This is a genomic window from Verrucosispora sp. NA02020, from assembly GCF_013364215.1.
Taxonomy (GTDB): Bacteria; Actinomycetota; Actinomycetes; order Mycobacteriales; family Micromonosporaceae; genus Micromonospora.
This window is the reverse complement of the sequence record NZ_CP054923.1, coordinates 1,164,392-1,177,490: the sequence shown is the minus strand read 5'-3', so window position 1 is coordinate 1,177,490 and position 13,099 is coordinate 1,164,392. Positions and strand designations below refer to the sequence as shown.

Here is a 13,099-nt window from a genome sequence, read left to right as displayed (position 1 = left end):
TGTCAGCGCTTCACGGCGCGGCGCGGAGCCGACATCCACATGAGCCAGCACCCGCCGCACCCTCAGACCGGCCACCAGCCGCCGGCCGACCCCACCCTCATCGACCTGATCGCCGGCGACCCGCCGGTCCCGATCACGGTCTGGCGTACGGCCCGCACCGACGCCGACGCCCACACCAGCCTGCCCACCCGCCTCGCGTACCGCCTCGTCGCCGCCTACAGCCGGCCCGGCGAGTCGGTCGTCGACCTCACCACCGACCACGCCCTCACCACGATCTGCGCCACGGGCGGTCGCCGCCACCACCGGGCCTGGTTCACCGACAGCTCCAGCCTGATCATCAGCCCCACCACCGCCGAGCCGCCACCGGCGTCGGGGATCACCCCGGTCACCGACACGCCGATGCCGGACACCGACGGGGGTGAGGACCCGCCTGAGCTGGGCGCGTGGTTCGGCGACGACCTCACCGACTGCGACCACCCCGACACCGTCTTCCTCACGCCGCCGCACGACGGTCGGCGGGACGCAGCGACCAGCCTGGTGGTCGCGTGCTGGCCGCTGCACACGGCGGACACCACCGCGCGGGTCCGCCTCGCCTGGCTCCTCGCGGCCTGCGCGCGGCTGCTGCGCCCCGGGGGCTGCCTCGTCCTCGTCGTCGGTGTGCCCGCCGGGACGCAGCCCACGCCGGAGGACTTCGGCCCGCTGGTGGCCGCCGCGGCCGCCGCCGGCCTCGGCTACCTGCAGCACATCGTCGCGGTCGAGGCCGACACCGACGGCGACCAGTTCGTCTACCACGTCACCGACGAGGAACTACTCACCCTCGCCCACGACACCGCGCGGTGGCAGGTCGCGCACCTGCGGGTCCACGCCGACCTGCTCGTCTTCACCCCCCACCCCGACCGCGACGCCGAACCGCGACCCCGGCGGAGCCGCACCGGAGGTGACGGCCATGCCTGACCCCACCACCACACCCTCCGGACAGGACCCCGTCGTGGGCGGGAGCGACCACGGCCGGCACGGCGAGTACGAGGGACGCCACCGCGCCGACCCGGACGGCCTGTCGGTCTGGGTCACCGCCCAGGCCACCGGCCCCGTCCAACGACGCGGCCGGTACGTGCCGGAGTCGGTCAGGCACCCGGCCCGGATGCTGCCCGCGATCGCCGCCCACGCCGTCGACGCCTACACCCGCCCCGGCGACCTGGTCCTGGACCCCATGTGCGGCATCGGCACCACCCTCGTCGAGGCCGTCCACGCCGGCCGCGACGCCTTCGGCATCGAGTACGAGCCGCGCTGGTCGAACATCGCCGACGCCAACATTCGCCACGCCCACGACCGCGGCGCCACCGGGCGGGCTGCGGTCATCCGCGGCGACGCCACCCGCCTCACCGCCCTCGTCCCGGCCGCGCTGACCGGGCAGGTGGCGCTCGTGGTCACCTCCCCGCCCTACGGGCCGACCGTGCACGGGATGGTCCGGCCCGGTGAGCACGGGGTCGTCAAGTACGACGACCGGTACAACGACGGCCACGACCGCGGCAACCTCGCCTACCGCGACCTGACCGGCCTCGCCGACGGATTCACCCGCATCCTGACCGGCTGCCACACCCTGCTGCGCCCCGGCGGGGTCGTCGTGGTGACCGCCCGACCCTGGCGTAAACGCGGCGAGCTGGTCGACCTGCCCAGCGCCGTCATCGCCGCCGGCCTACGCGCCGGGCTCGTCCCGACCGAACGGTGCGTCGCCCTGCTCGCCGCCGTCCGCGACGGGCACCTCGTCGCCCGACCGTCGTTCTTCCAACTCCAACAGGTCCGCAGGGCCAGGGCTGGCGGAACACCGATGCACCTCATCGCCCACGAAGACGTCCTGATCTTCACCAAGCCCGGGGACCCCGCGAGTTCCGGAAGTTCGCGCGAATCCAAGTGTTCTTACGGGGAACCGGGCGACGCTGGAGCCCCATCCTCTCCTGTCGGCCCTTGTGTTCCTGGCGAAGCTGCGGAGCCGGCGTCATGAATCGCCGGAAGGGGACCCCGGCCTCGGCGGCTGCGAGTTCGGAGCGGATCACTTCCAGCAGCCGCCCAATCCAGTTGGTGGCTCGTTCGCTACCGACGGACCAGTAGGCGGAGTCTAAGTCGACGTAGACGATGTGGGCATCGCCGCTGGCGAGCAGGATCTGTGCTATCTGTGGGTGTTGGGTGTACTTGGCGCGCAGCAGGATGGTCATCACAGCCAGACGTGCCGCAGCCCAGTCCGCGCGGCGGGGTGCCTGCTCGGCGAGTTTGCCAGCGTCGTATCCGCGCGGCGCCGCGGCGACCTCGTCGCGCCAGTGCGGGTCGGGAGTCGACAGCGCCCAATAAGCGTGGGTGACGCTGGGGTAGCTGTTGGCGCCGACGGCGATGGTTGCCGGGTAGTCGTTCTGTAGGACTTCGACGCCGGGTGGATCCGGCCAGCCACCTGGGTAAACCGTCTTTGGGATCGTCAGCGTGGGTTCCATCGGGTGCTCGGGGCCATCGGCTGGGACTCGCGCGTTCCATGCCTCGGTCGCGAACTCACGCTCGCGGAAGTACGCCATTGCCTCGGCCCGCTTCTGCTCGGTGACGACCGGGCCGTTCGGCCAGCCGTGCAGTGGTTCGCCCAGATCCGTGGCCAGTATCCGAAGTGGAGCATCCTTGCGGTCCATATCGCCGAGGGCGTAGACGCGCAGGTGTTCGGGGATTGCCAGGTAGCGCTCGCAAACCGCGTGCCGGTTGTCTTCGGTAGGGTCGGTCAGGTAGGTCTGCACTGCGTGCAGGCATCGACCGGTGGAGTCGGGCCGGTCGTTGAGCCGGTCGATCTCGTCTGCGACCTCGCCGAGCAGCATCTCTGCACTGATGGCGGAGCGAGGCTCGGTGAACCGCCATCCCGCCAGGTGATGCGCGGATGCCCATGCGCCGTCTTCGAGAGTGGTAGCGACCCTGCCACGATGGAGTTCTTCGGCCAGACCGTCGAGGTCGGTGAGTCCGCCGATGCCGCAGTCGATCGCGCCGTCGGCGTAGATGACCAATTCGGTTAGGAAGTACGTGTCCATGTTGTGGGTGAAGACGTGCCGCCAGGTGCCTTCGATCCGTTGGCCGTCCACGTCGCGGTAGGTGCGGCGATACTTGGTCATCCGGCGCACCGTAGTCTAACGATGCTGAAAAGAATGTCCTGCTCTCGGAGGCTGGTCGGTGCGGCGGCCGGTGTGGGGTCTGCAGTAGTGCAGGGGGTAACCGCCGGTGGCGAGTACTCCTCAAATCCCAGGTGGGACCTTCCCTGTAGGGAACTGTCACCCCTCGTTCGGGCCGCTGCGGACAGCCTGGTCGAGCCCCCGACGCGGGTCCGTAGCCTCACCGGCCCGACCGAGACCGTCGAGGACAGCCGCCAAGGTGCGGTGCGCGGAGAGCAGGTGCCCGCCGAACACGTCTGGTAGTTGCATGGCGAGAGGCTCGTATAGCGCGATCGCATCCGTTACCGCTTCCAACGCCTTTGGGTAGTTGGCCTTCGCGCTCACGCACACGTCTCCGTATACCGCTAACGACGCAGCGAGGTCAGGCAAGTAGGCGTCTGGGTTGGCCTCGGCCAACTGGCGCCGAATAGTGACCACCTCCTCGGCCGGAACCAGGGCCTGCTGATGGCACCTCAGTCCGGACAGTTGAATGCCGAGGTTGTTCAACGACGCAGCGAGGTCAGGCAAGTAGGCGTCTGGGTTGGCCTCGGCCAACTGGCGCCGAATGGTGACCGCCTGGGACTGCCCCGGGTTTGGTTGACTCGCGGGGTTGAGTGGTTCAGGTCGGGTGTGTGGGCTGGTTGATTGTCTCAAACTCGATCGGGGTGAGGCGTCCGAGGCGTTGTTGCCGTCGTCGGCGGTGGTAGGTCCGTTCGATCCAGGTCACCATCGCCAGGCGCAGGTCGTGGCGGGTGCTCCAGCGTTGCCGGTCCAGGACGTTGCGTTGCAGTAGGGCGAAGAACGATTCCATCGCGGCGTTGTCGCCGCAGGCGCCGACGCGGCCCATCGAGCCGACCAATCCGTTGCGGTGCAATGCCTTCACAAATTTCCTAGACCGGAATTGGCTGCCCCTGTCCGAGTGGACCACGGTGCCGGCCGGATCGCGTAGTCGGACCGCGTTGGACAGCGCCGCGACGGCCAGAGAGGCTTTCATCCGGGTGTCGATGGAGTAGCCGACGATCCGGCCGGAGTACACGTCCTTGATCACGCACAGGTAGAGCTTGCCCTCGGCGGTGGGGTGTTCGGTGATGTCGGTCAGCCACAGCCGGTTCGGGGCGTCGGCGGTGAACCGGCGGTGCACCAGGTCGTCGTGCACCGGCGGCCCGGCCCGCCGCGTGAGCCCCTTGCGCTTGGCGAACACCGACCAGATGCGCTGCTGTGAGCACAGCCGGGCGACCCGGTTCGGGCCGGCGGTGATGCCGTGGGCGGGGAGTTCGTCGGCGATGAACCGGTACCCGAACGCCGGATCATCGTGGTGGATGTCCAGGGCGGCGTTGATCAGATGGGCGTCGTCGACGTCACGTCGCGACACCGGCTCGGCGCGCCATGCGTAGTAGGCCTGCTTACTGAACCCCAACACCCGGCAGGTCACCGCGACGGGGATCCCGTCCGCGGCCAGGTCACCGACCAGCGGGTACATCATTTTGGGGAGATATCCCGGGCGAAGAACGCCGCCGCCCGCCGCAGGATCTCGTTCTCCTGCTCCAGAAGCTTGTTACGCCGACGCAGCTCTCGCAGTTCCGCTGACTCGCTGCTGGTGGCCCCGGAACGGACACCGTCCTCGACATCGGCGAGCTTGAGCCAGCGGTGCAGACAGCCCTCGGAGATCCCGAAGTCCTTCGCGATCTGCCGCAACGGCGCCTCGCCCTTACGCGCGACCGCGACCACGTCACGACGGAACTCCGGCGGAAACGCTTTCGGCATGACAGACATCCTTCCAGCGAGGAACGCATCCTCACAGGTCAGGAGTCAACCAAACCGGGTGCAGTCCCGACACCACCGCCCACCCCAGTTTGCGTCACGAAGGATAGTCACCATTCGTGTGGAAAAAACGTGTCCGAATCGCTACCCACCATCGCCCTGCACAGACACTGGCATCGTGGTCGAATACCGCTCGTAGGTACCCGGCGCGACCGAGCTTGCAATGAGGCAACACCGGCTCTGGCCCGATAGTGAGCCATTTTCATCGTGCGTGGCGGTCGGCTTCGACGTGGTGCAGGACGAGGATGGCTTGCACGATCGCGGTCGCTCGGCGTGGGCAGCAGCGCAGCTTGATCAGGATTTTCCAGGTCTTGAGGGTGGCGATCGCGCGTTCGCCGCGAGCGCGGATCTTCGCGTGGGCCCGGTTGACGGCTCTCTGCCGGGATGACAGCTTCGGCCGGAAGCGGCGCCGCTTGAACGGGGTGCGCACGCTGCCGTGGGTGCCTTGATAGCCCTTGTCCGCGAAGGTCATCACGTCGGCGCTGGTCAAGACGTCGATGATGCCGTGGGCGCGGGCGGCGGTCAGGTCGTGCGTCGAGCCGGGCAGCGCGGCCGAGGCCCAGACGAGACGCCCGGCTGCATCGGCGATGACCTGCACGTTCACTCCGTGACGCTTGTGCTTCCCGGAGTAGTACGGCTTCTGGTTGGCGACCCGGTCGATCGGGATCAGGGTGCCGTCGAGGATCGCGTAGGCGAGCAGCCGGATCCTGGTCATGGCCGTGGCCAGGTCGCCGGCGGTCGCGGCGAGCAGGTCGATGGCCTCGCGGACATAGCGCCAGGCCGTCGTGACGCCGATCTCGAATCCGACGGCCAGGCGGGCCAGGGTGTCGCCGTTGCGCAAGTGGGCAAGGGCGAGCAGGGCTTGCCGGCCGGGGGCGAGGCGTCGCCACCGGGACCGTCGCTGCTGGCGGCGGGTTCGGATGAGGGCGGCGAGGTGGTTCAGGCTGCGGGTGGACAACGGAATCGCGGCAGGGTAAGACAGCACAGCGAGGCTCCCGGTTGGGGCATCTGATCTTGGTCGATTGCTGTCTTACCGGGAGCCTCGTCCTACCTGGACACCGGCTTCCCGCACCACCCGTGACCTGCACCGTCACGATGAAAATGGCTCACGAGCGGTTGGCTGCCGCTGAGCCGGAGAACACCAGCTACGCCCGCGACCTGTCGATCTCCTACGAGCGGCTGGGTGACCTGGCGCACCATGCCGAAGACACGGAGACCGCCAAGGCCCTACTGACCACGGCGGCCAGCATCCGCCGCGCGCTGCACCGCCAAGAGCCGAATCGCATCGACCTCGCCGAGGAACTGGGCGTCACCCTCGCCCAACTGAGTAGCGTCGTTAACAACGACGATCGGGCTGCGTTGATCGCGGAGACCGTGGACGTACTCGAACCCTTCGAGCGGGCCGGCACCTTGACACCGAAGGGCACCGCGGTGCTCCGTTGGGCACGGCAGTAGTAACAGCTGCCGTCCGCTGGACCGGGCCTCGCCCGCAGGTGGTACCCGTCTTCCCTCGAAGAACACTCAAGCACCCGGCGCATGGGTCATCGAAGATCTACAGCGGCGTTCTCGCCTGCAGCTGCCAGCCCGAGGCAGTTTGACCACACGCACGCTCATGCCGCTCCGGGTGGACTGGTGTTCATCACCGGTGGTGACGCACGGTGGTATATGGCTACCTCTCCTGCTCCCGTCTCCCGTGTCGTACCGACCGACCAACTCGTCGTACACGCCGCGGTATCGGCCTTCCTGGGCCGCTACCGTGGCCAGACCCGCGTTCACACCGAGTCCGACCTGCGTGTCTTCCTCCGGTGGTGCGCCAACCACGACCTGGACCCGCTCGCTACAACGCGGGTGGACATCGAGCGGTACGTGCGCTGGCTGCAAGACATCCGCCGGTACCAGCCCTCGACCGTCTCCCGTCGGCTGTCCGTCGTGGTCGGCTTCTACCGGGTCTGCGTCATCGACGCCATCCTGGAGCACTCACCGGCCGACTACGTCCGCCGACCCACCGTGCCAGCCGAATCACCGACCCTCGGACTGGGGCACCTACAGTTCGAAGCCCTGATCACCACCGCTCGCAACTCCTCGAACCCGAACGACTTCGCCCTGGTCGCGCTCCTGGGCCTGCTCGGGCTGCGGATCTTCGAAACCTGCGGGGCGAACATCACCGACCTCGGCGAGGAACACGGCCACCGGGTCCTACGCGTACGCGGTAAAGGCGGCAAGGTCGTCCTCGTCCCACTACCGCCAGCCGTGGCCCGAGCCATCGACCGGGCCGTCGACGACCGCAACGCCGGGCCGATCCTGCGCAACATCCATGGTGGGCGGATGGACCGGCACGCCGCCACCCGCCGACTCAAACACCTCGCCCACGCCGCAGGGATCCGGATGCCGAGGATGCACCCGCACATGCTGCGCCACACGTTCGTGACGACCATGGTCGACGCCGGCGTCAGCCTCCGCGACGTGCAGATCGCCGCTCGCCACGCCGACCCGCGCACCACCATGCGCTACGACCGCGCCCGCAAGAACCTCGACCGCCACCCCAACTACATCCTCGCCGCCTACATGGCCTCCGGAACATGATCAGCCGCTGCAAGACATCCGCCGGTACCAGCCCTCGACCGTCTCCCGTCGGCTGTCCGTCGTGGTCGGCTTCTACCGGGTCTGCGTCATCGACGCCATCCTGGAGCACTCACCGGCCGACTACGTCCGCCGACCCACCGTGCCAGCCGAATCACCGACCCTCGGACTGGGGCACCTACAGTTCGAAGCCCTGATCACCACCGCTCGCAACTCCTCGAACCCGAACGACTTCGCCCTGGTCGCGCTCCTGGGCCTGCTCGGGCTGCGGATCTTCGAAACCTGCGGGGCGAACATCACCGACCTCGGCGAGGAACACGGCCACCGGGTCCTACGCGTACGCGGTAAAGGCGGCAAGGTCGTCCTCGTCCCACTACCGCCAGCCGTGGCCCGAGCCATCGACCGGGCCGTCGACGACCGCAACGCCGGGCCGATCCTGCGCAACATCCATGGTGGGCGGATGGACCGGCACGCCGCCACCCGCCGACTCAAACACCTCGCCCACGCCGCAGGGATCCGGATGCCGAGGATGCACCCGCACATGCTGCGCCACACGTTCGTGACGACCATGGTCGACGCCGGCGTCAGCCTCCGCGACGTGCAGATCGCCGCTCGCCACGCCGACCCGCGCACCACCATGCGCTACGACCGCGCCCGCAAGAACCTCGACCGCCACCCCAACTACATCCTCGCCGCCTACATGGCCTCCGGAACATGATTAGCCACTCACGGCTTTGCCGATGTCAGCGCAGAGCGGAAAATCTTGGCATGACTCTCTAGTCGCGCGGGCGCGGGACTACGCCGGCATCTATGTCCAATCGAGGCACCCCACCGATCGCTATGCTTGGAGCGTCCAAGAGGATTCTGACTCGCTCAATCCCCTGGCGTCCCGCATGCAATTTCAGCTGAGCCAGTGCCTTTTTGAGCTCAGCCTTCTCCGTGGGGGCAATCTCGTCACCGTCTAGCAGACCGTTGATCTCTTCTTCAAGATCATGCAGAGCTCGCTGCCTGGTTCGCTGATCGACCCACACATTCCACCGAAATAGACCGTAGCCAAGAGCCCACGAGATCAGGGGTGACATGTAGATCATGGCTGTACCCCAGCCGCCGCCGAGCTGGTATCCGAGGTACACAAGCCCCGTGCCGCCGCTAACTCCAGCAAAGCCAGACATGTTCTCGCTAGCGGCTCGCTTAGCGCTCTTACTCATCGGCAGCCTCGCGCGCACCGGATGCTTTCGCCGATGTATCGCCTCTAACCGTGTCGAGCGCCCGCAGCATGGAATGCAAATTCTCAACGCTCAGGCGACTCGCCGAACTAATTTCGATGCGCCGGTCATCGACAGAAACGGTGATCGAAACCTTCTCCTGCCTGGACAGCCAAAATTTCCATGCAGTAAGCGCTGCTCTGACGATAACCGGCGCAAAGGCGGCTATCGCCACGGCGAGCGAGACATCGTCCACGTCGACAGCATAGCGAGACCCGCGCTACTAGCATCACCCGAACGGACGACTCGATCCAAGGGGGACGGTTGATGGAAGTGTCCACCCGCAAACGCTTCATCGCGATCATGATGGCTCATCGGCTACATGCGATACCGCCAATGGCTGGATACGGAGGCTGTTGTGTCGGATGTCCGACCGCACTGATGACACAGCGCCCAGTCTGAGACGTCAAACGCGATTGTCGCCGCGATGGATTTGGACGCCCCCGTGCGCGTACAGAGCCCATCGAATGCAATGCGCTATGTCCTGTTTCGCCTGATTGAGGAGACCGCTCTCCATGCTCGGCACGGCGACATCATGCGGGAGGTCCTTGACTGCTCGCGTGGAATCTGAGGCTGGCGCGCCGAGCCCTGCTCATCTGCCGCGTGACGTGCGCGCTTCCTCGTTGCCGTAGTCAATCGTGGCCAGGCGGCTGAGTGCTGCGGCGCAATGGGCGGGTGATGGCAATGATCATCCTTAGCCAGAGTGGGAGCCGGCCGGAAGTGTCGTCGCCGCTCCAGCCGGTGAGGTTGCTTCCGGACTCGTAGCTGACCGGTGACTCATGACGCCATGGCAAGCCGGTGCTGCGCTCGTACGCCTGGGACGCGATGAAGAGAAGGGGTTCTGCCTCGCGCCGTGCGAAACGCCGAAGCTTGTGCGGATCGGCGAGCACTTCTTCGTAGGCTGCTCGCCCGGTGGCGACTGCGGCGCAGCGGACGTAGAGGAACCAGTCGCCCCTGGCTCGGGCGGCACGGGCGTGAGCGTGTGTGTCCAGGCCGTGCAGCAGGGCGGCCAGGTGATCCTCGAACGCCTGGATGTCCGGCACCGGCAGCGTTGCCAACTCGGCGGTCAGCCTGTCGAAGCCATCGTCGTCCGGCTGCGGCCCCATGGATTCGACCAGACGCCAGAACTCTTCCCGCTCCATCGCGAGATCCTCTCAGAAGCGGGTCACATACTTCTTCCAGGCTCGGTAGAAGAAGCAGGTCAACTGAGGTCCCGTCGCGGCTACGGCTCGTCGCATTGGGCCACGGGTGACGCCATCGCCTCGACGCGGTCAGGTGCGCATATCTGCCGCAAAGCGGCATGTGGGTGATCTCTGCGGGCGTGCTGCAAGGCCCGTCGTTCCTCAACGCTCCGTGGCGAGTTGAAAGATCCCGGCTTCAACCTGCGCCGGCGCGCGTCCTGTCCGCTGGCCCCAGTCTTTCAGAAGCTTCAGGTACTGCTCGTAGTCGGGCGTCTTGTTCACGTGTAGCGATGCCAGCCGCTGGGTGCGGAGCCATTTGGCGACCTGGGCGTCGAAGATTGGCGCAGAGAGATGTGCGCTGCGGCGATCCGTGAAGAGCTTTCTACCCGTGGGCAAGGCGTCGGAGCGCGGTTACGTAACGGTCGGTCGCGTACTGCTGTACCAATCGGGTGAGTGGTCCGCCTGCCCGTGCCACGAGCGAGGCGGGACGGCTGAACGCTCGGACCCGGATCCGCACGTCGCCTGTTTCGGTCATAGCGATCACGAATGCTTCTTCGCCGCGTTCCGGATGGCCGGGCAGGGTTCCGTAGGCGAATCCACGGCGATCGTTTTCATCGACCGTGTACACGACTCGGCACGGGATGGTGAGCTCTAGAAGGGGCCAGCCGGCCCGCAAGACTGCGATGATCCCCGCTGTAGGCTTTCCGCCTGAGTGCACGACAGTGAGGCCGGCCTCTTCGTGCATCCGCCAGCCGAACAAGGCGGCAGTCGCTCGCTCAAAGGCCTCGCGTCCGCTGCCCAGGCTGACATCTCGGTGCACATGGCCGTAGCCCTGGGGCATCGACTCAGCCTGAGTAGCACCGACTTCTTGATACGTGAGAGACGCAGCGTTCAGTTCGGAGATGACTCTCGTCAGGTCGCGCCGCACCCGATCATGTTAACGAGTTCCGGGATCGCCGGCGCTGACGGGACGGTGCGGGTGAGGCCGCATAAGCCCGCCAGCGCGGTGGGCACGATCCATCAGCGGCCGAGGCTGTCGCCGATTAGCGCCTGCCACTGCGCAATATCTAGGCAACGTCACCTGGCGCTGTCGGGGCCCATAACCCGGCTCTCACCCTGACGCGCGATGGCCGATTCGGCTATGTCGAGGGCGCTGTTGAGAGTGACGAGGTGGGCTGAGGGCATACTTCCGAGTGCGAGGCCGCAGGCGGATACCAGGTCGGTCAGTTGCTGGATCTGTCGAGTGGTGGCGATGTCGGGGTGCTCGGGGTGGGCCAGGAAATCGCGGGCGGCGTAGCCGTCGACTGCAGCCTGGTGGACCAGGTTCGCGGCGACTTGCTTCCGCGCAGGGTGATCGTGGCGTAGTGCGTCGATGACGGAGAGACCGAGCCGGAGGTGGAACACGGTGAGCTCGGGTTTGGCGTGATCGAGCGCCTGGTAGGCGTTCAGCGCGGCGGTTATCACGTCGGCTGGGCCGACTGGCGGTAGGTGTAGGGACAGGCAGGTGGTGACGGCGTCTTCCCATGGCTCGCTGGGTTGGGTTGCGCTGAGCATCGCGCGTGCCTGCTGGTGGCGGCCGGCCATGGCGTGGGCGATCACGTTCACCTGTCGGCCGTCGAGCATGCGTGTGCCGATTCCCTTGTAGTGGCTGAGGCGTCGGCTTGCTTCGTCCCATCGGCCGGCGGTGGCCAGGGCGTGGGCGCCGGTGCCGAGCAGGACGGTCCACAGCCACCGTCGGGTAGCGGAGTGGGCGGTGGGCGTGTTGGTGAGCCGGGCTGCGGGGACGGTGATGCCGTCGATCGTGGTGTCGGTGCGGATGTCGATGGCCTGGAAGAGCTCTTCCAAGAGCGTCCAGGCGGCTGGGCCGTTGCCTGCCCGGATGTGGAGACGGGCGAGGTTGACGAGGGGCTCGAGAGCGTGCTGAGGCTCGTGGTCGTTGGCCAGCGCGACCGCCGCGAGCCGGTGACACCAGGTTCGTGCCAGGTCGGGTATGCCGCAGTCGGATGCCAGGAGGGCGGCCAGATTGAAGACTGCGGTCGCTGCTGCCGTATCGCGCTGTGCCCGGGCGGCATGCGCGCGTTGCTGAAGGTCGATCACACGCTGGTCGAGCGGCGTGCAGATGGGGCGCTGTCTGGCGACTAGCGGGAATCTGCGGGCCACGTCTGGTCTCATGCCGAACCGTTGGGTGCGGGAGCGTCGAGTGTCGGGTCGGGGCCGAAGACCACGGTGGCGGCGTGTGTGGAGAGAACGGCCTGAGTGGTGGCGGGTAGGCCGAGGCGGTTCATCGCGAAGATGATGTGGTGTGCCAGGACGTCGCGGAGTCCGCGTCGCAGGTGTCCGGACGAGGTGAGACGGGCCAGGTCGCGGCCTGAAGTGGCGAATGACGTGGTCCAGTTCGAGGCAGTGGTAGAGGGCTTGCCGGGCACCGTGAAGCTGTCTGCGTCAGTGCTCATGAGCTGGCGGAGTGACGCTTGGAGGGTTGCTGCGGTGTCGGCGTCGAGACCGTCGGGTGGTGTCCGATGGTGGGCCACCTGTGCCCAGACATCGCCTTGCTCGTACCAGTCCAGACCGGCGGCACGCAGCATCGCACTGGCCAGCAGGATCGCCATCTCTCGTCGGCGTCGAGTCGTGGGGTGCTCGGCGGTGGCGGCGAGGTAGGTGAGTACGTGGCGGCTGTCGGCGTGCCAGAGCCGGTGTGCGACCTCCATCGCCTCGTCTCCGCCGAAGGCACGGAGTTCGGGTTCGTAGATGCTCTGCGTCGCCCAGGCGAGGTGTCCGGTGCGTCTGAGTGCGTACAGGTGACCGAGTAGGTACGCCCGTGCGTCGGCGTTCTGGTCTGTGGGGAGGTAACGGAATCGCCACTGGATTGCTTTGCGGATGAAGAACCAGCCCGAGATGAGCCTGTCGGCCTCAGCGGCAGTGAATAGGGGTGCCACGCGGGTGACGGCGATGTCCTCGGCAGAGGGTTGATCCCGGAATTGAACGGTGACGTGCATCCAGCGTGTGGAGTTCATAGGCCCTCTCTGCAAGGGATGAGGTCGGCGACATCGCGGATCGGATGCATCGGGCGGGGTGGTGG

The 13,099-nt window shown here is 67.1% G+C and carries 14 protein-coding genes and 2 pseudogenes; 6 read left to right on the top strand and 10 right to left on the bottom strand.

All coding sequences use genetic code 11. The features are described from left to right. Positions 1–39: 39 nt before the first annotated feature. Complete coding sequence (locus HUT12_RS05095) at positions 40–954, top strand: hypothetical protein (RefSeq protein WP_176092645.1); 915 nt, start codon at positions 40–42, stop codon at positions 952–954. Next, positions 947–2,002 (top strand): TRM11 family methyltransferase, encoded by a 1,056-nt coding sequence (locus HUT12_RS05090; protein WP_254876720.1) that lies wholly within the window; start codon positions 947–949, stop codon positions 2,000–2,002. The genes HUT12_RS05095 and HUT12_RS05090 overlap by 8 nt, the downstream gene beginning before the upstream one ends. Before the next feature lie 94 nt (positions 2,003–2,096). Here the strand turns inward: HUT12_RS05090 and HUT12_RS32665 are convergent. From HUT12_RS32665 to HUT12_RS05070, 4 genes and pseudogenes are all read right to left on the bottom strand, one after another. Then, a pseudogene (locus tag HUT12_RS32665) lies at positions 2,097–2,483 on the bottom strand (NADAR family protein); the annotation flags it as partial. An 810-nt stretch (positions 2,484–3,293) separates the two neighbouring features. Next, complete coding sequence (locus tag HUT12_RS05080; RefSeq protein ID WP_176092644.1) at positions 3,294–3,443, bottom strand: hypothetical protein; 150 nt, start codon at positions 3,441–3,443, stop codon at positions 3,294–3,296. 349 nt (positions 3,444–3,792) lie between these two features. Beyond that, positions 3,793–4,937, bottom strand: a protein-coding gene (locus tag HUT12_RS05075; protein WP_176092604.1) for an IS3 family transposase whose coding sequence is annotated in 2 segments (ribosomal slippage) — positions 3,793–4,664 and positions 4,664–4,937 — 1,146 coding nt in all. Because the reading frame shifts where the segments join, the coding sequence is not laid out codon by codon here. Between the two features lie 259 nt (positions 4,938–5,196). Next, entirely contained in the window at positions 5,197–5,979 is a 783-nt protein-coding gene (locus tag HUT12_RS05070) for a transposase family protein (RefSeq protein WP_176092643.1), read from the bottom strand. Between the two features lie 116 nt (positions 5,980–6,095). Here HUT12_RS05070 and HUT12_RS05065 point away from each other — a divergent pair, with 116 nt between their 5' ends. From HUT12_RS05065 to HUT12_RS05055, 3 genes are all read left to right on the top strand, one after another. Then, positions 6,096–6,449 (top strand): hypothetical protein, encoded by a 354-nt coding sequence (locus tag HUT12_RS05065; protein WP_176092642.1) that lies wholly within the window; start codon positions 6,096–6,098, stop codon positions 6,447–6,449. Between the two features lie 210 nt (positions 6,450–6,659). Continuing rightward, a complete protein-coding gene (locus tag HUT12_RS05060) occupies positions 6,660–7,577 on the top strand; it encodes a tyrosine-type recombinase/integrase (protein ID WP_176092641.1) in 918 nt (305 codons plus the stop codon). Between the two features lie 61 nt (positions 7,578–7,638). Then, the gene (locus HUT12_RS05055) at positions 7,639–8,292 is read left to right on the top strand and encodes a tyrosine-type recombinase/integrase (RefSeq protein WP_217705952.1); all 654 of its coding nucleotides are present in this window, start codon (positions 7,639–7,641) and stop codon (positions 8,290–8,292) included. Between the two features lie 482 nt (positions 8,293–8,774). Here HUT12_RS05055 and HUT12_RS05050 read toward each other — a convergent pair whose 3' ends face one another. Continuing rightward, entirely contained in the window at positions 8,775–9,035 is a 261-nt protein-coding gene (locus tag HUT12_RS05050) for a hypothetical protein (RefSeq protein ID WP_176092640.1), read from the bottom strand. A 204-nt stretch (positions 9,036–9,239) separates the two neighbouring features. Here HUT12_RS05050 and HUT12_RS33335 point away from each other — a divergent pair. Next, positions 9,240–9,410: pseudogene (locus HUT12_RS33335) on the top strand (DUF664 domain-containing protein); the annotation flags it as partial. Positions 9,411–9,471: 61 nt separating this feature from the next. Here HUT12_RS33335 and HUT12_RS05040 read toward each other — a convergent pair. The 5 genes from HUT12_RS05040 to HUT12_RS05025 all read right to left on the bottom strand — a co-directional run bounded on the left by HUT12_RS05040 (position 9,472) and on the right by HUT12_RS05025 (position 13,034). Beyond that, complete coding sequence (locus HUT12_RS05040) at positions 9,472–9,981, bottom strand: DUF4240 domain-containing protein (protein ID WP_176092638.1); 510 nt, start codon at positions 9,979–9,981, stop codon at positions 9,472–9,474. 201 nt (positions 9,982–10,182) lie between these two features. After that, entirely contained in the window at positions 10,183–10,416 is a 234-nt protein-coding gene (locus HUT12_RS33330) for a hypothetical protein (protein WP_368660228.1), read from the bottom strand. Then, complete coding sequence (locus HUT12_RS05035) at positions 10,403–10,948, bottom strand: DUF1990 domain-containing protein (RefSeq protein WP_217705951.1); 546 nt, start codon at positions 10,946–10,948, stop codon at positions 10,403–10,405. The genes HUT12_RS33330 and HUT12_RS05035 overlap by 14 nt, the downstream gene beginning before the upstream one ends. A gap of 149 nt (positions 10,949–11,097) precedes the next feature. After that, a complete protein-coding gene (locus HUT12_RS05030) occupies positions 11,098–12,180 on the bottom strand; it encodes a hypothetical protein (RefSeq protein ID WP_217705950.1) in 1,083 nt (360 codons plus the stop codon). Positions 12,181–12,188: 8 nt separating this feature from the next. Beyond that, positions 12,189–13,034, bottom strand: a complete 846-nt coding sequence (locus HUT12_RS05025; protein WP_176092636.1) for a thiopeptide-type bacteriocin biosynthesis protein — start codon at positions 13,032–13,034, stop codon at positions 12,189–12,191. Positions 13,035–13,099 lie beyond the last annotated feature (65 nt).

Excerpts from the sequence above, each read along its gene's own strand:
- HUT12_RS05095 (WP_176092645.1), top strand. The coding sequence starts at position 40 with ATGAGCCAGCACCCGCCGCACCCTCAGACCGGCCACCAGCCGCCGGCC.
- HUT12_RS05090 (WP_254876720.1), top strand. The coding sequence starts at position 947 with ATGCCTGACCCCACCACCACACCCTCCGGACAGGACCCCGTCGTGGGC.
- HUT12_RS05080 (WP_176092644.1), bottom strand. The coding sequence starts at position 3,443 with ATGCAACTACCAGACGTGTTCGGCGGGCACCTGCTCTCCGCGCACCGC.
- HUT12_RS05065 (WP_176092642.1), top strand. The coding sequence starts at position 6,096 with ATGGCTCACGAGCGGTTGGCTGCCGCTGAGCCGGAGAACACCAGCTAC.
- HUT12_RS05060 (WP_176092641.1), top strand. The coding sequence starts at position 6,660 with ATGGCTACCTCTCCTGCTCCCGTCTCCCGTGTCGTACCGACCGACCAA.
- HUT12_RS05040 (WP_176092638.1), bottom strand. The coding sequence starts at position 9,981 with ATGGAGCGGGAAGAGTTCTGGCGTCTGGTCGAATCCATGGGGCCGCAG.
- HUT12_RS05025 (WP_176092636.1), bottom strand. The coding sequence starts at position 13,034 with ATGAACTCCACACGCTGGATGCACGTCACCGTTCAATTCCGGGATCAA.